The organism is Chryseobacterium sp. ON_d1 (assembly GCF_006829085.1).
Classification (GTDB): domain Bacteria; phylum Bacteroidota; class Bacteroidia; order Flavobacteriales; family Weeksellaceae; genus Chryseobacterium.
Map to the genome: position 1 here is coordinate 340,840 of NZ_BJTC01000004.1, position 20,660 is coordinate 361,499.

Below are 20,660 nucleotides of genomic sequence, written 5' to 3' on the forward strand. Positions count from 1 at the left end.
GTCTTGCAATTACTTTACTTATTGATATGTACCACAAAATTAATTTTTTTAAATTTAAAAGACTAATTCCGGTTGCATTAATTTTCCTGGTGTCTCATCAGGCCGATGCAAAAGGATTTACTTCAAAGTATCCTGTGTTTTCACAGATAAAAGAAACGATTTCCGGAAATGTAAAAGACCAGAATGGCGTTGCAGTAGAAGGGGCGAAAGTTACTGTTGTAGAAACCGGGGATACCGCTGTTACCGATGCATCAGGAAACTTTACCATCTCAGCCGGTATCGGGCAGACTTTATCCATTTCTTACGACGGATATGGAGAACAAATGATCAAAATATCCGGCACTTCGGTATCTGTACAGTTAGAGCCTAAAAAACAATCTACTTCTATTGAAGAGGTGACTCTGGTAGGATATGGTTCTCAGAAAAAGTCTGATTTGACAGGAGCAGTAAGCCAGCTGAAGGCAGAGAACTTTAAAGAGGGAATGAATATTTCTGTTGATAACCTGATGCAGGGAAAAATCGCAGGAGTCCGTATTGTTCAGTCCAGTGGGGAACCGGGAGCGGGAGTGAATGTTTCTATCAGGGGAATTGGTTCCATCCGAAGCGGGAGTACTCCCTTATTTGTTGTAGACGGAGTTCCTTTGAGTAACGATGCCGTAAGTGCTACCGCACCGAATATCGGTTTGGGAAATGCCCAGGCTAAAAACCCGTTAAACTTTTTAAATACCAGTGATATTGAATCGATTACTGTATTGAAAGATGCTTCTGCGGCAGCTATTTATGGAGCCAGAGGATCCAACGGCGTTGTTTTGGTAACAACCAAAAGAGGAAGAAAAGGAGAACCTTTGTTTACCTATGATACCTATTTGGGCTTTTCTTCAGTCATTAAAAAACTGGATCTGATGACTGCTGATGAATACAGATCAGCAGGGATCAACAAATTATATGATCACGGAGGAAACACAGACTGGCAGGATGAGATTTTCAGAAATGCCGTTTCATCCAATCACTCGGTATCGTTTTCAAAATCTACGGAAACAGGAAACTATTTTGCTTCCATATCCCATATGGATCAGGACGGTATTGTGCTGAACAGCGGTTTCAAAAGAACAACAGCCCGCCTGAATGCTGAAGAATCGTTTTTTGATAACAAGAGATTAAAAATCAAGCTCAACCTTACGGCAAGTGACATCAAAGAAACAGGAATTCCGAATGGAGGCAATGCAGGTTCTGACGGCCAGGTGATCATTCATGCTCTGATGGCAAATCCTACACGTTCCGTATATGATCAAAACGGGAACTATACGAACTTTAATATGAACGCTCATTACAATCCACTGTACCTGTTGAGTGTTTATAATGATAAAACCAATACTTTCAGAGTTCTTGGAAATACTGAGGCGACATTAAGAATCTTACCGGGACTGAATTATAAATTCAACTTAGGAATTGATAAAACAATGTCCGAGAGGAATACAACCATGTATCCGAATATCACAGACAGAACCCCGAAAGGAATGTATGTTCAGGCCAACCTTGATTCTTATAATGTATTGCTGGAGCATTATTTAACCTATGACCTGAGTTTAAACAAACATAATTTCAGCTTGTTAGGCGGTTTCTCTTATCAGAAATTCAAAACGACAGGAACCTATTTCGGGTTGAAAAATATTGCCGGCCAGGGAGCCGGTATTTCACCGGAAATCAATCCGGGATATTCTGGAGAAGCCTTTGTTCCGGCTGCGGGATATGCTCAGGAGAATGAGCTGCAGTCTTATTTTGGAAGAATAAATTACAACTATGATAAAAAATATTTATTAACAGCTTCATTAAGGGCTGACGGTTCTACCCGTTTCGGGCAGAACAACAAATACGGATATTTCCCATCTGTTGCAGTAGGCTGGACCATTTCCAATGAAAATTTTCTGAAAGATTCTCAAATTATTAATGAATTGAAATTAAGAGGAAGCTGGGGACAAACCGGTAACCAGGAAGTTCCGAACAAGATCACCCAGGCGAGTTCTTCCCTGTCACCAGCAGGAGGCTATTATCTGTATGATAACCTCAACCTCATCAATGGAGTTGTGATCAACAGGACCCCTAATCCGGATTTGAAGTGGGAAGTGGTAGAACAGACCAATATTGGTGCAGATTTCAGCTTGTGGAGAAACAAATTGTACGGATCATTGGAATATTATAATAAAACAACGAAAGATCCTATCCTGAATATTCCTTCGAGGCCTTTGAGTCCTACAAGTACAGTCTGGAAAAATGTTGATGCAAAAATTGTCAATAAAGGATTTGAATTCTCTTTAGGTTCAGAAATTATCAAGACTGAAAATTTCACATGGAATGTTGATGTCAACGGAGCTACAGTCAATAATGTAGTGAAAGACCTTCCGGTTTCTGCCATCTACTCAGGAGAAGTTTCGGGACCCGGGCTTTCCGGAGTTACCGCCAATATTTATAAAAACGGCTACGAAGCAGGATCTTTTTATATGCTGAATTATCTGGGAGTGGATGCCAACGGAAAATACATCTATGAAGACATAAATGGTGACGGAAGAATTGATCAGAATGACAGAAAAATCTTTGAAGGGGCCATCCCGAATTTTACATTCGGAATCAATTCTTATATGAGATACAAAAAATTTGATTTTGCATTTTCTTTCATCGGACAAACCGGAGGTTACCTTGTGAATAATACTGCACTGGATTTAAATATCAACAATTTAGCCTCAGACAGAAACGTGCTGAAAAACTTCTATGATTCCGGGGCAAGCTTTACCAACCAGCCTCAGCTGTCATCACTTTATCTTGAAAAGTCAGATTTTATCAGGTTGAATAATGTAAGATTAGGATATACTTTCGATACCAGCCAGCTGAAATTTCTGAGAAGCATCAATCTGTATGTCAGCGCACAAAACCTGTTGACCATTACAAGCTATTCAGGATATGACCCGCTGGTGGATACCAACAAGCAGGTAAGCGGAAACCAGTCGCTGGGAATTGATTATACCACTTATCCTTCTGCCAAGACCTTCATTCTGGGAGCTACTGTTAAATTTTAATTGAAAAAATCATGAAATCTAAATTTTTATATATTAATAAAATTGTGTTATCCTTTGCTGTACTGTCTTTAATGGGATGTACCAATCTGGATGAAAAAGTAATCGATGAGGTTTTAGGTTCTGAAACAGCAGATCCTGAAGCGGCACTTGCTGCAGCTTATGGGCAGCTTGGAGACGGTACTTTTGTTGACCATGGAAATGTCTTCGCTTTACAGGAATATTCTACTGATGAAGCATTATTACCTACAAGAGGAAGTGACTGGGGAGATGGCGGAAAATGGAGAGCCATGCACGAATTCACATGGGATGCAGGTAATGATGTTGTGAAAACAACCTGGAACTCGCTGAATTTCGGAATTACAAAGTCTCTGACGGCCATTTCGAGTATCGAAAAAAGCAACAGTACCAACAGAGCCTTATTTTTAGCAGAAGCAAAAGGTTTATTGGCCTATTACACTTATACAACAATAGATCTTTTCGGGCAGGCTCCGTACAGAGATCCGGGTAATATCAATGCTCCTATTCAGATCAGAAAAGCAGAAACCACTATTGATGCTTTGATTACTGAAGTAGAAGGACTTATTCCCAATCTGGCAGATATTAAGACCCAGAATACCCATGCCGGAAGATTTACCAAACAGGCTGCGTATGCATTCCTTGCGGATATGTATCTGAACAGGGCTGTTTTGAAGAATAAAACAGCAGGAACCTTCAACTTTTTGGAGCAGGCAGTCAATGGTTCGGGAACAGATATGGATAAGGTAATTGAATATTCCAATTTGCTGATCAATAATCCTAATTTCAGTCTGGAATCCAATTATTTCCACAATTTTGATATCAATAATGATACGAGTAAAGAAATGATCTTTTCAGTTGTTCAGAAAAAAAATACTGACAAAACTTCAGATAATGATCTGGCATACATGTCCATGGAAAGAATCCAGAAACCGTCACCGGATAACAGAGGAACGAATGCTTCCTGTATCACCCCGGAATTCTATTATTCATGGAACGGTAATCACGATGATCCGCGTTTTCAGAGATCTTACCAGTATGCAGACGGGACCTGGTTCAGGAATGACGGAACAGATGTAAGTGTACCTTCGTCCAGCAAAGTGGAGGGAACGGGAAAACCATGGTTTCATTTCAACAGAGGGTTACAGGTAGGACAGCAATACGGGCCTAAAATCCTTGCAGACGGAAACTTCGATATGACAGCAGACGGAAGAATTAAAGTGTATAAATTATTTACTGAAAAAAATACAACCCTTGCCGCAGACTTTACTCCTGACCTGAATTTTGATAACCCTTCTGAATCTGTATTTACACAGGCTCAGATCAACAGAGGAGTGAGGAACTTTAAGTTTGAATTCGATCCTGGTTATGGAAACAACGGAACCAGCGGAATGGATGTACCATTATATAGATTAGGAACCATTTATATGATGAGGGCAGAAGCTTATTTAAGAAGTGGAAATCTATCCGCTGCTTTGGCGGATGTCAATAAACTGAGAACCAGCAGAACGAATGATGCTTTAAAGAACAATGCGCCGGGAGTTGCTATTACTTCTTTGGATCTGAATACGCTGTTTAAAGAATCAGGATATGAGCTGTATTGGGAAATGTACAGAAGAAAGGCCATGATCAGATTTGGGAAATTTGATTTGCCTGGAACAGCTAAGCCGGCTTCTCAGCCTTTCAGGAGAATTTTTCCGATTCCTCAGGCAACCATTGATGCTTCAAAAGATTTTACCCAGAATCCCGGATATTAGTTTTTTCATATAACAATTATTTTTGCGCCAAACAAGAAGCGAAGAGTTCTCTCTTCGCTTCTGTTATTTTTATATGGATTTTGTCTTAATCCCGCCTCTGTTTCGATATTAAATTTCAATAGGAACGGACTTTAGTCCGTTTAATCGAAACCTCTGCCATCCTTCGGCTTTAGCCAAAAGATAAAGCTGTAAGGTTTACTCTGCATTCAGCATTCCCAATTCTCCGAAATGTTTTTTAAACTTCTGAATTTTAGGCCCTACTACAGCACTGCAATAAGGTTGTGTCGGATTTTCATTATAATATCCCTGATGATATTGTTCTGCCGGCCAGAATTTATCGAATTTCGTTAGCTCTGTGACATAAGTACCTTCCCATCTTCCGGATTCCTGAGACACTTTAATGGCTTCTTCGGCTTTTGCCTTCTCAGCATCATCTTTATAGTAAATAACAGATCGGTATTGGGTTCCGATATCATTTCCCTGTCTGTTCAGCTGGGTGGGGTCATGAAGGAAGAAAAATACATCCATTAACTGTTCGTAAGAAATAACAGCCGGATCATAAGTAATCTGTACCACTTCTGCATGTCCGGTTTCACCTGTGCATACCTCCTGATAAGTCGGATGATCTTTATGTCCGCCTGAATATCCTGAAATAGCAGATTGTACCCCTTTCAGCATATTGAAACAGCTTTCTACACACCAGAAACATCCGCCCCCGAAAGTAATCTGTTCTAAATTATTGTTGTCCATTGTAGGTAATTATATTGTTTTATTTTCTCTTCCTTTATCCGGAAAAGCTGATCAAAAATAGGAAAAACTTTTTCATTTGAACACGATTTTACGTCTTAAACTCAAATTGTAATGATAGATATGACAAATGATTTCTAAATACAGATAACACGAATATTTTCGCAAATAAACACCAGAAAAATACAGCATAATCATCTGTGATAACCTGTGTAATCTGTGGTTAAAAAATAAAAAGCACCCTAAAAAAGGATGCTCTGTATGATGTAAAAAGCTTTCTGTTATTTTTCCCAAACCAAAGCACTTGCTCCAAGAATAGCAGCATCTGCTTCGTCAAGCTCACTGAATACCAGCTTTACTTTATTTCTGAAAATCGGAAGGAGGTTCCTTTCCATATGAAGCTTGGCAGGCTTTAAAATAAAATCCCCTGCTTTGATCACTCCTCCAAAAAGAAGGATAGCTTCAGGTGAAGAGAACATAACAAAATTGGCTAAAGCTTCTCCCAACTTCTGACCCGTATATCGGAAAACCTCAATTGCAATCGGGTCTTCTTTGATGGCACATTCATATACCGTTTTAGAATTGATGGCATCCTCAGGGTATTGGTTCAGCATAGATTCCGGGAATTCTGCTCTCATTTTCTTTGCGGTGATGGTGATCCCTGTTGCAGAGGCATAGGCTTCCAGGCTTCCTTCAGATCCTGTGCTCCAATGTTTTCTGCCACCAGGTTTTACAATCGTATGTCCTAACTCTCCGGCAAATCCGTCATGTCCATAGATTAAGCTTCCGTTGGCGATGATTCCGCTGCCTACTCCTGTACCCAGTGTAATCATGATAAAATCCTTCATTCCTCTGGCTGCTCCGAAAAGCATTTCTCCAAGGGCGGCTGCATTGGCATCATTGGTTACTGTACAAGGCAGATTGAACTTGGCCTTCATCAGATCAGCGAAAGGAATTACTCCTTTCCAGGGAAGATTGGGAGCCAGTTCTATGGTTCCTTTGTAATAGTTGGCGTTTGGGGCACCTACTCCGATTCCGTCAAAGTGTGCTTCGGTACCATACTTTTCCATCATGGGATGAACATGTTCATATAAAGCGTCGATGAAATCTTCAACTTTTTCGTAGGCATCAGTTCTCAGATTTCCTTTATCCAGAACCTCTCCGCGGTGGTTTACGATTCCGAACTTAGTATTGGTCCCGCCGATGTCAACTCCAAGGGCAACTTGTTTTGATAAATCTATTAATGACATTTCTATGATTAAATTCTAGGGGCTAAAATTATAAAAAAGATTGTATTAATGGATGACTAAGTGTATTTTATTTAAAATTTTAAACCGTTTTTACTGTTTTTTTCTTTTTCTTCCCCACCAGATCATAAATCCGGTAACCGGAAGAGAAGCACAGATGAGGCTTACAATAAAAGCAATGATCTTGGTAGGAAGCCCTAAAATAGCTCCTACATGAATATCATAATTGGCATTCACAACCTTTTCTCCGAAGTTTTTATCCTTCGGGTCATGAGTGTGAAGTAGTTCCCCGGAATTTTCATCAAAGATCAGGCTGCTGCTTTTATGATATGAGTAAGAAAGATGCTTTACATATACCTCAAAGTTTGGATGTTCGTGATCATCCATATGTGGGTGGCCTAAATCTATAGCAAAACCATAGGAATCAGGATATTTTGACTCTACTGTATGGATGATTTTATCCAGTGTTCCTTCCGTTCTCAGCTCAATCGGAGCTTTTGTCTTGATGTGGGAGAAGTCAGGATATTTTGTTTCTCCACCGGAAAAGATCACATAAATCATCGCCTGTATTACAAAGAAAGCATAAAAAAGTCCTGTAATGGAAAAGATCAGAGCAAAGATGGAGGCGTAAAAGCCTAATACATTATGAAGATCATAGTTCTTTCGTTTCCAGCTTTTAATGTTTTTCCATCTGAAGGCAAAACGCTGTTTTCTGGCAGCTTTGTTCTTGGGCCACCACAAAATAATCCCGGAGATCAGCATAATGATAAAAATGATAACCGGAATTCCCACGACATAAGTTCCCCAGTCCTGTTTCAAAAGATAGCTCCAATGGATCATCTTTACGATATTGAAAAATCCGTTTTTCTCATCATAGACTCTCAGCACCTTTCCGGTGTATGGGTTTACATAAGCCTGTTTGTAGATAGGAAATTCATCAAAATAATTCCAGGCATCCGTATTATGTTCATACCAGAAGAACATGTATGACATCTTTTTGTCAATAGGAACATTTACCCAGTGGATCGGATATTTTTCCTTGACCTGCTCTGCGACAGCCTTTTCCATCACTCTGATAGGAAGAACCTGCTTCTGCTCAATGTTTTGCTCATGATGGTAGATGACATCTTTTCGGGTGATATTTTCCACTTCATCCTTAAAGACGTATAAAGCCCCGGTAATAGAGATAATAAAGATCAGAAAGCCTATTCCCAGCCCGAACCAAAGATGCAGTCTGGCAGACCATTTCCTGATAAATCCCGGTTTCTTTTTATGATGATGATTTTTCTTCATATTGCTCTGAATGTAAAGCAAAGATATGTTTTACTTTTTATTTAGTTTAATTAAAATTTATATTCAATCATACATGTTCCTCTCAAGCCCAGTGCATTGGTAAAGTCACTGTCCCTTGCTGTCCACCAGGAAATTGCAGGCTGATATACTTTGTTGAAAAGGTTTTCAATACCTAATGATACTCTCCAGTTGTTGTTAACTTCATAGCTTGACCTGAAATTAAAAATCGTATACTCAGGTACATATCCTTCACCATAAGCATACTGCCCCGTTTTAGCATTAAGTTCAAATCTGTTTTGCTGGAACGAGTGAAGCATATCAAACCCAATGGACAGTGCAGGAATAGGTCTGGCCTGAACATATGCCAAAACCTTAGGCGCAGAAATTCTGCTGTTGTTGATCTTGGTGGAATAGTCTCCGTCATCCTTTACTGAAGTGATTCCCTCCATCCAGCTGTAGCTTCCACCAAACTGCACCCATTTTACAGGAATAAAGTGTAAAAATCCTTCAACACCGTATACGATTTCAGGAGATCTCTGGATCATTAATGCTCTGTCCGGGCTTTGTACGAATGATGCGCCTAGCTTCGATGTACTTACATAAGAGGTTAATTCATAATTCAACCAAGTGGAAAGCTGTCCTGTTGCCCCCAATTCGTAATTATTAACGATGATCGGTTTGGTTTCCAGATTTTTGATCGTTTCAGAAGTTGAAGTCCTTAAAATTCTTCCTAACTCATTGATAGAGTAGGCCTGGGAGAAGCTTCCAAAAAGGTTGATATAAGGTTCAATATTGTAGCGAACACCAATGTTTCCGACCAAAGCATTATAGTTCAGCTTTCCGCCGGCTACAGGAATACTTTTGGTGAAAGTACCGTCACTTTTAAGTGTAGAAAGGGTGTTGAAATCATCAACATTTACTCTGATGTTTTCGTAGCGAAGCCCTCCTTTAATCGTAAACTTTTTAAACAGATCAATTTTTGCCAGCACAAAAGGAGCAATATTGGTCATGTTCATGTTAGGAGTCCAGAAACGTCCGTCTTCCAGCTTTTGTACAGTTTCATCATTCAGAATATCAGCTCCATATATAATTTCTCCCTGAGAGTTGGCCGAATTCCAAAGCTGAGTATCGAAATTAAATCTGGCTCCTGCTTTTTTTGAGATTACATTAGATTGTCCGCCATTGAAGAACGTATCGCTGTAGCCGTAGACGGTTTTAAAATCCTGATAATAAAGATTGATATTTAACGAAGTTCCGGCAAAAAGATTCTTATTGTCATAGCTCACTCTGATGTTATGGTTCTTCGGAGTTCCCTGAGGGGTTGTTTCCAGGCCTTTTCCGATCCCTTCACCAATGGTAGGTTTGATACCGTATTTTCCGGTTTTTAATCCCACATTCAGATCTGATCTTGAAGAATATCCGATGTAAGAAGCTTCAATTCTTTGATTTTGGCTGATATCATACCCTATCTTCAGCAAACCATTGTAGTTGTCCATTTTGGCAATGCTATAGGTAGGACTTATCAAAACACCGTCTCCGTCTTTTGTATATCCTGTTCTCTCGTAGGCTAAGGAAAGGGTATAATCAAATTTGTTGATTTTCCCGGATAACAGCTGGCTGGCCCTTACTCCCAAAGTTCCTCCGTAAGGCTGGCCGGTAAGACCCATCTGTGAGATTCCGGAGATCTTTTTATCTGTTTTGTTTCTTTTGGTAATATAATTAATGATCCCTCCGTCTGCGCCGTTACCATAAATGGAAGAAGCTCCTTTGATCACCTCAATTCTTTCGATCGCCGAAGGATCAATAGTCCTTAAATCTCTTGCTCCGTTTCGGAGAGGTGTAGACTGTGGAATTCCGTCAATCAAGACCAAAACCTGGCGTCCTCTTAATGTCTGTCCTGTATTGGAAGTCTGTCCTGAATTGGTTCCTAAACTCGGAACGGTATACTGTAGTATGCTTGTAATATCTGAGTTAACAGTCAGCTGAGACTGAATCTGCTTTTCTCCGACAATTGTGATAGAGCTTGGAACCTCTTTGATGTTTTCCTTCTTTCTGGAGGCAGTCATCACAACCTCGTCTACATTTTTAGTTTGTAAACTATCTTTTACCTGGGCAAAAACGGTAGTAGTTCCTAAGCAGGCAGCTGATAAAAGCACTTTTTTCATTATATTTTCTTTCCTTTTTTCTTTCTTTTTCCCCACCAAACCAGGAATCCGGTTACAGGGAGTGATGTACAGATGAGGCCGGCGATAAACCAGATGATTTTTCCGATGATTCCGAAGTAGGATCCGGTATGAATATCATAATTAGCGTTAGCGTATTTCTCTGCGGTACTGAGTTTGTGATGAGGTTTGTCGGCCAGAAGTTTTCCCGAATATTTGTCGAATGTCAGGATATTTCTTTCACTGTATCTGCCATCCAGACCATAAACTGTTACCGGAAGGTTTTTCAGCTCTTTTCCTTTTTTATTCTTTCCGTTTAAAGTAATTCGGAAGCTGGATGATTTTGAATACAGGTTTTCAGCCTGTGCTGCAGCCAGATCAAAAACAGCTTCATTCTTTGCCATCAGAGAGTCCGGAGATTTTCTTTCTTTTTCTTTTGGAAGTTCCCAGGAGCCGGATAATGCAAAAGTAAAAGTGTTTTTTACATAGGGATAAGCAAAATAAAGCCCTGTAATACTCAACAGTAATGCAATAAATGATGCATAAAACCCTAAGATATTATGAAGATCGTAGTTTTTACGCTTCCAGTTTTTTACGTTTTCCCAATTGAACCAAAAACGTCCTTTTCTTGCATTTTTGTTTTTAGGCCACCATAAAATAATTCCTGTAATCAGCATAATCACAAAAATAACGGTTGGAATTCCCACCGTGTACGGTCCCCATTCTGAGTTGAGCAAAAGGCCCCAGTGGATATACTTCAGAATATTGAATACATCATATTTTTCATTATAAACTGCAAGAATTTCGCCGGTATATGGGTTTACATAAGCTTGTTTGTTGATGCGTACCTGCTGAAAATAGTTCCATCCCTTTTTGCTTTTTTCATAATATTCAAACTGATAGGATTTGCCTTTGTCCAAAGGAATTTCTACAGCGCTTACAGGATATTTCTCATTCAATTCCAGAGTTACCTTTTCACGAAGCAGATTAATAGATAAAGGCTTTTTGCCGATATCCTCTTTTTTCAGATAAATAGCTTCTTTACGCAGGCTATTCTGTATTTCGTCCTTAAAAACATATAAAGTCCCTGAAAGAGAGACTATCAATACAATGAAGCCAACAGACAAACCCAACCACAAGTGCAGCCTGGCGGACCATTTTTTTGCTGAAGAAACTTTCTTTTTATGGTGATGCTTTTTTCTCATAGCAAAAAGTTAACCCCATAAGGGGCTAACCTTTGAATTTTAAAATTTATATCCTATTGATAATCTCCAGTTACGCGGGGCATTGTAGATCCAGGCATATTCACCTGCATCTCCTCTGTAACCACTATACAATTTTTTATTAAGAACATTATTCAACATTAAATTGATATCGAATTTTTTAGCAACATAAGAAACTCCGAAGTTGGTATCAAAATAGTCCGGAAGACTCTGATCTTTTGTTGCATTTACTCCATACCAGGATTGTCTTCCTCCCTGATACTGATAACCGGCTGAAATCCCGAAACCTTTCATAAGGCCATTTTCAAATCTGTAGTTGATCCAGGTATTCTGAACATTTTTCGCATTTCCCGGAGACTGAATTCCAACTTTTTTAGGATCTGTGTCTTTGATGGTCTTTGCATCAGTATAAGCGTAGTTGATAATAATGTTTAGCCCTTTGATGATCTCCCCTTTGATATCGGTTTCAAAACCTCTTGCTCTTTGTTCTCCTGTAGCAACCTGGAAAGGAGCTCCATTGTTTTCGTTTGAATTTCCTGCTACAAGAATATTTTGTCTTCTGATTTCGTATATAGAAAAAGTAGAGTTCCATTTTCCACCGAACCAGTCTTTTTTTAATCCGAATTCGATATTTTGCCCTCTGAAAGGATCTGTGATCAAAGTTTGATGAATCCCTGTTCCGGATTGGGGTACAAAGGTCTTGTCATAGATTCCGTAAGCAGAGAAGTTTTCATTAATAGAATAGCTTATCCCTACTCTTGGTGTAAACTCACCAGCTGTATCAGGTACAATAGGAGTACCAGGACTTAAGTTAGGGTATGCAGAATACGTTTTACCGTTTGTATATCTTCCTGCTAAGGTTAATCTTAATTTATTATCAAACATTTCAATCTGATCCTGAGCATAATAAGAAGTATATTTTACGCCCTGATCATTATAAAAAGGAGCAGAAGAATTTAAAGTATAAAAATCAGAAGACGGAAGTTTTGAAGGATCTACACCATAATTGACATTATAAATATCAATCGGGAATGGTCCTCCTGCAAAGGATGAAAAGTCTGCTTTGTATTTTCTGTCTCCATAGTCAAACCCTGCAATTATTTTATGAACAATATTTCCTGTATTAAGCTTTCCTCTTACATAGGTCTGGAAAATGTGATTTTTTCCTTTTGCCTGCCAGTTGCTTAATGTTCTGTTTAAAACATCCTTGTTGTTTGGATCAAAAGTTCCCCACCATGATCCTCCGTCATAATTCAGGTCCATATAAGCGTACTGTGTGCTCCAAATCCAGTCTTTAAAAAGCTTTTGGTCTAAGCTTAAGAATAAACTCTGATCTTTTACCTCCGTTTTTTTGAAGTTCGGGTCATTAAAATTGGTATGTACATTCAGTGAAGCATATCCGTCATTAGACATGAGATAAGCTCCAGGCTGATTGAATTTTAAATACTGATAGTTGTATTGTGCTGTAAATGTAGTCGTCTTTGTAGGCCTGAAAGTAATGGATGGAGCAACAATGATTTTGCTTGTTTTATCATTTTCCACCCATGAATTATTGGAACTTCCCATTAAGTTGAGACGGTAGTCTAAAACCCCGTCTTTTACAAGAACTCCGTCAAGATCAGCTTCTCCTCTGAACAGGTTATAGCTACCCGTTGTGAAACGGATACTGTTGGCAAACTTTCCGGTGGGCTTTTTAGTGACCACATTATAAAACCCGGCAGGATCTCCCATAGAACCCATAAATCCGGCAGGACCTTTTACAAACTCAATTCTGTCTATAACAGATGTGTCTGGATTGATTGGACCCCATGTAGAGGAAACATTCATCCCGTTCATAAAAGTGGCTATACTGGCACCTCTCATGAAAACATTTGAATATACATTATCCCAGTGTTCTACCTTTCTTGCTCCACTGACGTTACGTACAATTCCTTCTGACATGTTCAGGGTAAGCTGGTCTGCAAGTATCTGAGAACTTACAGACTGCACATTCTGAGGAAGTTCAAGAATCGGAGTCTGAATTCTTAATGATCCCGAAACCTCATTCAGTTTATACTTCTGATAATATCTTCCGTTAACAACTACTTCTTCAATATCGTTGGATTTGATGGTGTCTTTTTTTTCCTGTGCAAAACTGAACATGGAAGTTAGCAGTGCTGCTCCTATTGTTATTCTCTTCATTGTTTAGGGGGAGTAATTATTCTAACAGTTTAAAATTTATAAGTAAAGCTTCCCAGTACATTAGCTAATGCCTGTGCATTGGCAGTAGTATATCCGCTCCAGTAATGTTCATTGGTAAAGTTGTCTACCTTCACTCCGATTCTGAATTTTTTTGTATCATAGAAAGCATTAGCATTCAGTACCAGATATTTTGGAAGAATAAAAGTACCCATAGTGGTAGAATTGACAATCTTGTTATCACTCGCATAGTTTCCTCCCACTCCGAATCCAAGACCTTTTAATTTTCCGTCAAGAAACTGGTAGCTAGCATTGAAATTGACCAACCACGGAGAAGAAGCTGTAGCAGGTCTTCTTCCAATTACTGTTTCGTCAGCTTCCGTATATTTCATATCATTATAGCTTACTCCGGCAATTACGGAGAATCCTTTGATCAGATAAGCATTTGCTTCCAATTCTACTCCCTGGCTTCTTAATAAACCAGCCTGGTTTTGCACGGCTTGTCCTGTACCTGTCATTTCACCGGTATTGAGAAGGGTATTTTTTACCTGAATATTATAGTAGCTTAATGTAGTAGTAATTCTTCCTTTGATAAGATTGGTTTTCACCCCACCTTCAAACTGATTAGCTCTCTCAGGAGTTGAAAGGGTTACATTTCCTGCTTTATCTGAGGTATAATATCCATTTACAGTAAAGCTATTCTGGTAATTCCCAAATACGGATAATTTCTCAGGAAGGATTTGGTATACAACTCCAAATTTGGGTGACCATGCTCCCTGGCTGAATTCAGCAGTTTTATTTTGTCCAACCTGGCCTCCTTTGTAATTATTTGTTTCGTAACGTACAGAAGTAAGAATATTAAGACCTGTTATTGGTGTAATTACATTGGAAATATAACCACTGTATGTATCTTTCTTACCCTTATTTATATAAGTATAGTTTTTATCAAAATCCGGCTGGTTTCTCAGATGATCATACATTGCTCCCAGTGTCTGGCCATTCATATTAGAATAGTCTGTACCTGCAAAAGGAACCCAGTCAAAATTGGTGAACATAAAGTATTGGTTGTCATTTAATCTCATATAATCGAAACCGGCAACCGTTCTGTTTCTTACACTTCCGATATTGAAATCAAAATTGAAGTTCTGCTGGACCTGGAAATACGTTCTTTTGCTGTCTTTGGTTGACTGGTCAGCTCTGGCTATCCCAATTTCTGAACTGTTGGCTGGGTTTGGAGCAAAATAAAAATAAGGGTTAAATCCGTCAGAGTAAGAATAAGAAGTACTTACATTTGTGGAAGATTTGATATGTTCATTAACCTTATAGTTAACCTGTCCAAAAAAGTTTCTTGCTTTGCCAACTGTTTTAAGACCTTCTCCGGTGTAAGACTGCTTATAGTTATAACCTAATTTCTCCAGTTTGTCCATGCTGTCTGCTCCAAGTTGTGAACTCGGGTAATAAAAGAAAAAAGCGGTTTCAGGATATGAGTTGGTTTCAAACATTTCCAACTCTGCATTAATCTCCAGGTTATCTGTTGGACGGTAAGTAACGGATGGCGTGAATGCATAGAAGGAGTTCTTTGCATTGGTTCTCTGGAAAGTCCCCTGGTTTGTATAAGCAGTATTTAATCTGAATAATAATTTTTTATCATTGGTCAGCGGAGTATTGACATCAGCCTGTACTCTGTAGTAATTATAACTTCCTCCTGCCAGAGATACGGCCCCTGCAAAAGTTTCAAACGGTTTCTTAGTAACTCTGTTTACAACTCCTCCATAAGAAGTTACATTACTTCCGAATAATGTAGCAGAAGGTCCTTTTAAAACCTCTATCCTCTCTACATTGATGGCATCCATAGACGTAGTAATAGGAGCTACCATACCATTTCTGATAGAGTTTCCGGCTACAAAACCTCTTAAATTAAGATAGATACCTCCGTCTCCTGCTCTGTTTGTCGCACTCCACATCTTCTGTGCACCTGCCACATTCCTGAAGGCATCATCTACGGTAAATAATAATTGATTTTCCAGAACTCCCTTGTCAATAGAAGAATATACCTGTGGATCTTCTATAGCTTTAAGAGGCATTTTATTGGAATAATCACTGTCTTTCTTGACATATGTATTGATGACTACTTCGTCAATGCTTTTGGTGGTTAATGAATCTTTTTTTTGGGCAGAAACCAGCATTGTTCCCAGTGCAGAAGCACAGATCAGTACATTTTTCATGAAAGTAAAATTTTCTGCAAATATATTATTTTTAACTGTTCTAAATAAATAATAAGATTGATATTTATCATAAATTTGTTATCTACTGAATAACAAAAAACCGCTATGATCAATGCCATAGCGGTTTTTAGATGATATTATTAAATTTTCCTTAAGAAGGAATTTCTCCTTTGTATAAGAATGAAATAATTTCTTTGTTCAATTTATCAATCATTTCACTGAATAAGTGGAAAGATTCCTGCTTATAGATAACAAGCGGATCTTTCTGCTCATAAACTGCTCCCTGAGATGATCTTCTTAAGTCGTCCATCTCACGAAGGTGAAGCTTCCAGTTTTCATCAATAATTGATAACGTGATATTCTTTTCAAAGTCATTCACCAGACTTTCACACTGAGTTTCGTAAGCTTCTTTAAGATCAGCTACAATAGTCATTGTTTTGTGTCCGTCTGTGAAAGGAACCTGGATCATTTTGAACATTGAACCCTGATTCTGGTATACATTCTCAATAATAGGGAATGATTTTTCTTTCAACAGGTTCAGTTTCATTTTATAATCTTCCTGAGCTGCTTTGAATAGGATATTTGTAAGATCCTGAACGTTCTTGTTATTAAAATCACTTTGAGAAACCGGAGATTCCATCGTAAATGTTTTAATGATTTCGTATTCAAAATCTTTATAATTTCCTGATGCTTTTCCTTTCGCAACGATAGAATTGGCAACATCGAAAATCATGTTGGTAATGTCATATTTCAGGTGGTCACCGAACAAAGCATTCTTTCTTCTCTTGTAGATCACGTCACGCTGCTTGTTCATTACGTCATCGTACTCAAGAAGCCTCTTTCTGGTTCCGAAGTTATTTTCTTCCACCTTCTTCTGAGCTCTTTCAATAGACTTGCTGATCATAGAGTGCTGAATAACTTCTCCCTCTTTATGACCCATTCTGTCCATCATTTTAGCAATTCTCTCAGAACCGAACAAACGCATCAAGTTATCTTCAAGAGATACATAGAACTGAGAACTTCCCGGATCTCCCTGACGTCCCGCTCTACCTCTTAACTGTCTGTCAACACGTCTTGAATCGTGCCTTTCTGTACCGATGATGGCTAAACCTCCTGCATCTTTCACTTCTTTGGTAAGCTTAATATCCGTACCACGTCCCGCCATGTTCGTTGCAATGGTTACAACTCCCGGACGTCCGGCTTCCGCAACGATCTCTGCTTCTTTTTTGTGAAGTTTCGCGTTCAATACCTGGTGCGGAATCTTTCTTAACTGAAGTGCTTTTGAAAGCAACTGGGAAATTTCAACCGAAGTAGTTCCTACCAATACAGGTCTTCCTGCTGCTGTTAATTTTTCTACCTCTTCAATTACGGCGTTATATTTTTCTCTGTTGGTCTTATAAACCAAATCCTGCTTGTCATGTCTCAGAATAGGACGGTTGGTAGGAATGACCACAACATCTAATTTATAGATCTCCCAAAGCTCTCCGGCTTCTGTTTCAGCAGTACCGGTCATCCCCGCAAGTTTGTTGTACATACGGAAATAGTTCTGAAGCGTGATGGTTGCAAAAGTCTGAGTAGCTGCCTCAATTTTTACATTCTCTTTTGCTTCGATCGCCTGGTGAAGACCGTCTGAATAACGGCGTCCCTCCATGATACGTCCTGTCTGCTCATCAACGATTTTTACTTCTCCATCAATTACCACATACTCATCATCTTTTTCAAATAATGTGTAAGCTTTCAACAGCTGGCTCATCGTGTGAACACGCTCAGATTTTTCAGCAAAGTCAGCAAAAAGTCTTTCTTTAGCTTCAAACTCTTCTTCTTTAGATAAGTTCTTAGCTTCTACTTCAGCAATCTCAGTTCCGATATCCGGAAGTACGAAGAAGTTCGGATCAGAGTTTCCTTGAGACATGTATTCAACACCTTTATCTGTAAGGTCTACCTGATTGTTTTTCTCTTCGATAACAAAGTAAAGATCTTTATCTACGATCGGCATATCACGGTTGTTGTCCTGCATGTATTGCGCTTCAACTTTCTGAAGCAATGCTCTGTTTCCGCTTTCCGATAAGAATTTGATGAGTTGTCTGTTTTTTGGAAGACCTCTGTATGCCTGAAGTAATTTAAATCCTCCTTCTTTTGTATTTCCGGCAGCGATCAATTTTTTCGCCTCATTGAAAATAGCAGAAACCGTTTTCTTTTGTACTTCAACGATTCTGTCGATAGACGGCTTAAGAACGTCAAACTCCTGTCTGTCTCCCTGAGGAACCGGACCGGAAATGATCAGTGGCGTTCTGGCATCATCTACCAATACAGAGTCCACCTCATCCACGATAGCAAAGTTAAGCTCTCTTTGTACCAGTTCTGAAGGTGATGTCACCATGTTATCTCTCAGATAATCGAACCCGAATTCATTATTCGTTCCGTAAGTAATATCTGAGTTGTATGCTTTTCTTCTTCCGTCTGAGTTTGGCTGGTGGTTATCGATACAATCGATAGACATCCCGTGGAACTGATAAAGAGGGCCCATCCATGCGGAGTCTCTTTTCGCAAGGTAGTCGTTCACGGTTACCACGTGTACTCCTCTTTCCGGAAGTGAATTTAAGTAAATAGGTAATGTTCCTACCAAAGTTTTACCTTCACCCGTCGCCATCTCGGCAATTTTACCGCTGTGAAGAATAACCCCTCCGATAAACTGAACATCATAGTGGACCATATCCCAAACTACAGGAGTTCCGGCAGCGTCCCATGAGTTTTTCCAAACAGCTGTGTCTCCCTGAATGCTGACAAAATCTTTTCCTGCAGCTGCCAACTCTCTGTCCCAGTCAGTTGCCGTTACACGGATTTCGCCGTTCTGGGCCCATCTTCTTGCTGTTTCTTTTACCAATGCAAAAGCTTCAGGAAGAATCTGAGTCAGAACCTTTTCTTCAATGTCATATGATTCTTTCTTTAGAGACTCAATTTTTGAGAAAAGAGCTTCTTTCTCATCAACGTTTGTTGAATTTTTTATCTGCTCTTTTATCTGTTCTATTTGAGCTGTGATCTTGCTGGTTGCAGATTTTATATTCTCTTTAAACTCAGCAGTTTTTTGTCTCAACCCATCATCCGTCAATTCTTGGATGCCAGGTTCTACAGCTTTGATTTTTGTTACAACTTTTTTTACTTCTTTTAGGTCCTGCGCTTTTTTGTCTCCCAAAAACCCTTTAAGAACTTTGTTTAAAAAACTCATAAATTTTTTGCTTTATGCTTAATGCAAGATGCTTTAAGCGTTTTAAATGACACGCTTATCGTGTAAATTAATATATAAAAAGGGCAAAAAAGCTCTAAGCATGCAGCCTAAAGCTTATCGCTTTATTAATATTCATCCTCGTTCCAAAGGAAATCCTCGTCAGTAGGATAGTCGCTCCATACTTCTTCGATAGATTCATAAATTTCCCCTTCATCCTCGATGGCCTGAAGGTTTTCTACTACTTCCATAGGTGCACCAGTTCTGATTGCGTAGTCGATAAGCTCTGCTTTTGTCATTGGCCAAGGTGCGTCACTTAAATATGAAGCTAATTCTAATGTCCAGTACATAATTTTCTAATTTTTTGCAAAAGTATAAAAATAGCTTGTATAATAAACTTTTTTATACTTGATTTTCAATTCTTTTTATAATATTTTCTTATAAATGGCTGTCACAAACTGACTGCAGCTATGTCAGCAATTTACTTAATGTCGTTTTCTCAAAAACCATTCCACAAATTTTTTTATGCCATTTTGGAAGTCTGTGACCGGTTTATACCCTATTAGATCCTTTGCTTTTGTGATATCTGCATTGGTTTTTGTGACATCTCCCGGCTGCATTGGCAGAATTTTTTTGATGGCAGATTTTCCCAATGCCATTTCTATAGTGGCCACCATTTCCGATAAGGTCACCACCTGATTTTCCCCCAGATTAAGAATCTCATATACCCCGGAATTGCTTTCAAGATAAAGGATTGATTTTGTAATTCCATCAACGATGTCGTCTATATAGGTATAGTCTCTGGCAGTGCTTCCATCTCCATAGAAGGGGATTTCCTGATTCTCCGAAATAAGCTTTGTAAACTTGTGTATCGCAAGATCAGGTCTTTGTCTTGGCCCATATACTGTGAAAAACCTAAGCTGTATCATATCTATATGGTATAGATTATGGTAAACATGACCTATAATCTCGCCGCTTTTTTTGGTCGCTGCATAAGGTGATATAGGGTGGTCTACATTATCTGTTTCTGCAAAAGGAATTTTTTCATTATTTCCATAAACACTTGAAGAGGATGCACAAATGAATTTTTTGACATGATGATTCTTACACAGTTCCCAAAGATTCATAGTGCCTCTTACATTGACTTCTTCATATTCCAAAGGACGTTCAATAGAAGGACGCACTCCGGCAAGTGCCGCCAGATGAATCACCATATCAATATGATAGGTTTTAAAGATGTTTTCTAGCCCTTTGTAGTCACGAATATCCTGCCAATAGAGGGAATATCGGTCAGAATGAGAAAGCGAAACCAAACGCCGGATATCAGCCTCTTTTTCCGAGAACTCAAAATCCGGAATTTTGCCAATTGACTCTAAAGTATTTTTAATTTTTACCTGATAGCCGTAAAAATCATCAAAATTGTCAATGTTTATGACAGAATGTCCATTTCTTAATAATTGCTCAATTAAATGAGAGCCGATGAACCCACTGCCGCCTGTTACAAGATAAACCATTTGTA

At 39.0% G+C, this 20,660-nt stretch carries 12 protein-coding genes; 2 read left to right on the forward strand and 10 right to left on the reverse strand.

What is annotated here, in order from left to right:
* Window positions 1-26: 26 nt before the first annotated feature.
* Window positions 27-3,071, forward strand: a complete 3,045-nt coding sequence (locus tag CRS_RS08865; RefSeq protein ID WP_142723682.1) for a TonB-dependent receptor — start codon at window positions 27-29, stop codon at window positions 3,069-3,071.
* A gap of 11 nt (window positions 3,072-3,082) precedes the next feature.
* On the forward strand, window positions 3,083-4,843 hold the full coding sequence (locus CRS_RS08870; RefSeq protein WP_142723683.1) for a RagB/SusD family nutrient uptake outer membrane protein: 1,761 nt from the start codon (window positions 3,083-3,085) through the stop codon (window positions 4,841-4,843).
* A gap of 195 nt (window positions 4,844-5,038) precedes the next feature.
* Here CRS_RS08870 and msrA read toward each other — a convergent pair whose 3' ends face one another.
* The 10 genes from msrA to CRS_RS08920 form a co-directional block, all read right to left on the reverse strand.
* Window positions 5,039-5,593, reverse strand: a complete 555-nt coding sequence (gene msrA, locus CRS_RS08875) for a peptide-methionine (S)-S-oxide reductase MsrA (protein ID WP_142723684.1) — start codon at window positions 5,591-5,593, stop codon at window positions 5,039-5,041.
* Window positions 5,594-5,871: 278 nt separating this feature from the next.
* A complete protein-coding gene (locus tag CRS_RS08880; protein WP_142723685.1) occupies window positions 5,872-6,840 on the reverse strand; it encodes an ROK family protein in 969 nt (322 codons plus the stop codon).
* A 90-nt stretch (window positions 6,841-6,930) separates the two neighbouring features.
* Window positions 6,931-8,130 carry a PepSY domain-containing protein gene (locus CRS_RS08885; RefSeq protein ID WP_142723686.1) on the reverse strand — a complete coding sequence of 400 codons (1,200 nt, stop codon included), beginning with the start codon at window positions 8,128-8,130 and terminating at the stop codon, window positions 6,931-6,933.
* A gap of 50 nt (window positions 8,131-8,180) precedes the next feature.
* Complete coding sequence (locus CRS_RS08890) at window positions 8,181-10,295, reverse strand: TonB-dependent receptor (RefSeq protein ID WP_142723687.1); 2,115 nt, start codon at window positions 10,293-10,295, stop codon at window positions 8,181-8,183.
* Complete coding sequence (locus tag CRS_RS08895) at window positions 10,295-11,497, reverse strand: PepSY domain-containing protein (RefSeq protein WP_142723688.1); 1,203 nt, start codon at window positions 11,495-11,497, stop codon at window positions 10,295-10,297. Before CRS_RS08895 ends, CRS_RS08890 begins: the two co-directional genes overlap by 1 nt.
* A 39-nt stretch (window positions 11,498-11,536) precedes the next feature.
* Window positions 11,537-13,696, reverse strand: a complete 2,160-nt coding sequence (locus CRS_RS08900; RefSeq protein ID WP_142723689.1) for a TonB-dependent siderophore receptor — start codon at window positions 13,694-13,696, stop codon at window positions 11,537-11,539.
* Window positions 13,697-13,725: 29 nt separating this feature from the next.
* Window positions 13,726-15,918, reverse strand: a complete 2,193-nt coding sequence (locus CRS_RS08905; RefSeq protein ID WP_142723690.1) for a TonB-dependent siderophore receptor — start codon at window positions 15,916-15,918, stop codon at window positions 13,726-13,728.
* A gap of 151 nt (window positions 15,919-16,069) precedes the next feature.
* Window positions 16,070-19,144 (reverse strand): preprotein translocase subunit SecA, encoded by a 3,075-nt coding sequence (gene secA / locus CRS_RS08910; protein WP_142723691.1) that lies wholly within the window; start codon window positions 19,142-19,144, stop codon window positions 16,070-16,072.
* Between the two features lie 125 nt (window positions 19,145-19,269).
* Complete coding sequence (locus CRS_RS08915) at window positions 19,270-19,491, reverse strand: DUF2795 domain-containing protein (RefSeq protein ID WP_002662059.1); 222 nt, start codon at window positions 19,489-19,491, stop codon at window positions 19,270-19,272.
* Window positions 19,492-19,626: 135 nt separating this feature from the next.
* Window positions 19,627-20,655 carry a GDP-mannose 4,6-dehydratase gene (locus CRS_RS08920; RefSeq protein ID WP_142723692.1) on the reverse strand — a complete coding sequence of 343 codons (1,029 nt, stop codon included), beginning with the start codon at window positions 20,653-20,655 and terminating at the stop codon, window positions 19,627-19,629.
* Between the last annotated feature and the right edge of the window lie 5 nt (window positions 20,656-20,660).

Excerpts from the sequence above, each read along its gene's own strand:
- CRS_RS08865 (WP_142723682.1), top strand. The coding sequence starts at position 27 with ATGTACCACAAAATTAATTTTTTTAAATTTAAAAGACTAATTCCGGTT.
- CRS_RS08870 (WP_142723683.1), top strand. The coding sequence starts at position 3,083 with ATGAAATCTAAATTTTTATATATTAATAAAATTGTGTTATCCTTTGCT.
- msrA (WP_142723684.1), bottom strand. The coding sequence starts at position 5,593 with ATGGACAACAATAATTTAGAACAGATTACTTTCGGGGGCGGATGTTTC.
- CRS_RS08880 (WP_142723685.1), bottom strand. The coding sequence starts at position 6,840 with ATGTCATTAATAGATTTATCAAAACAAGTTGCCCTTGGAGTTGACATC.
- CRS_RS08885 (WP_142723686.1), bottom strand. The coding sequence starts at position 8,130 with ATGAAGAAAAATCATCATCATAAAAAGAAACCGGGATTTATCAGGAAA.
- CRS_RS08890 (WP_142723687.1), bottom strand. The coding sequence starts at position 10,295 with ATGAAAAAAGTGCTTTTATCAGCTGCCTGCTTAGGAACTACTACCGTT.
- CRS_RS08895 (WP_142723688.1), bottom strand. The coding sequence starts at position 11,497 with ATGAGAAAAAAGCATCACCATAAAAAGAAAGTTTCTTCAGCAAAAAAA.
- CRS_RS08900 (WP_142723689.1), bottom strand. The coding sequence starts at position 13,696 with ATGAAGAGAATAACAATAGGAGCAGCACTGCTAACTTCCATGTTCAGT.
- CRS_RS08905 (WP_142723690.1), bottom strand. The coding sequence starts at position 15,918 with ATGAAAAATGTACTGATCTGTGCTTCTGCACTGGGAACAATGCTGGTT.
- secA (WP_142723691.1), bottom strand. The coding sequence starts at position 19,144 with ATGAGTTTTTTAAACAAAGTTCTTAAAGGGTTTTTGGGAGACAAAAAA.
- CRS_RS08915 (WP_002662059.1), bottom strand. The coding sequence starts at position 19,491 with ATGTACTGGACATTAGAATTAGCTTCATATTTAAGTGACGCACCTTGG.
- CRS_RS08920 (WP_142723692.1), bottom strand. The coding sequence starts at position 20,655 with ATGGTTTATCTTGTAACAGGCGGCAGTGGGTTCATCGGCTCTCATTTA.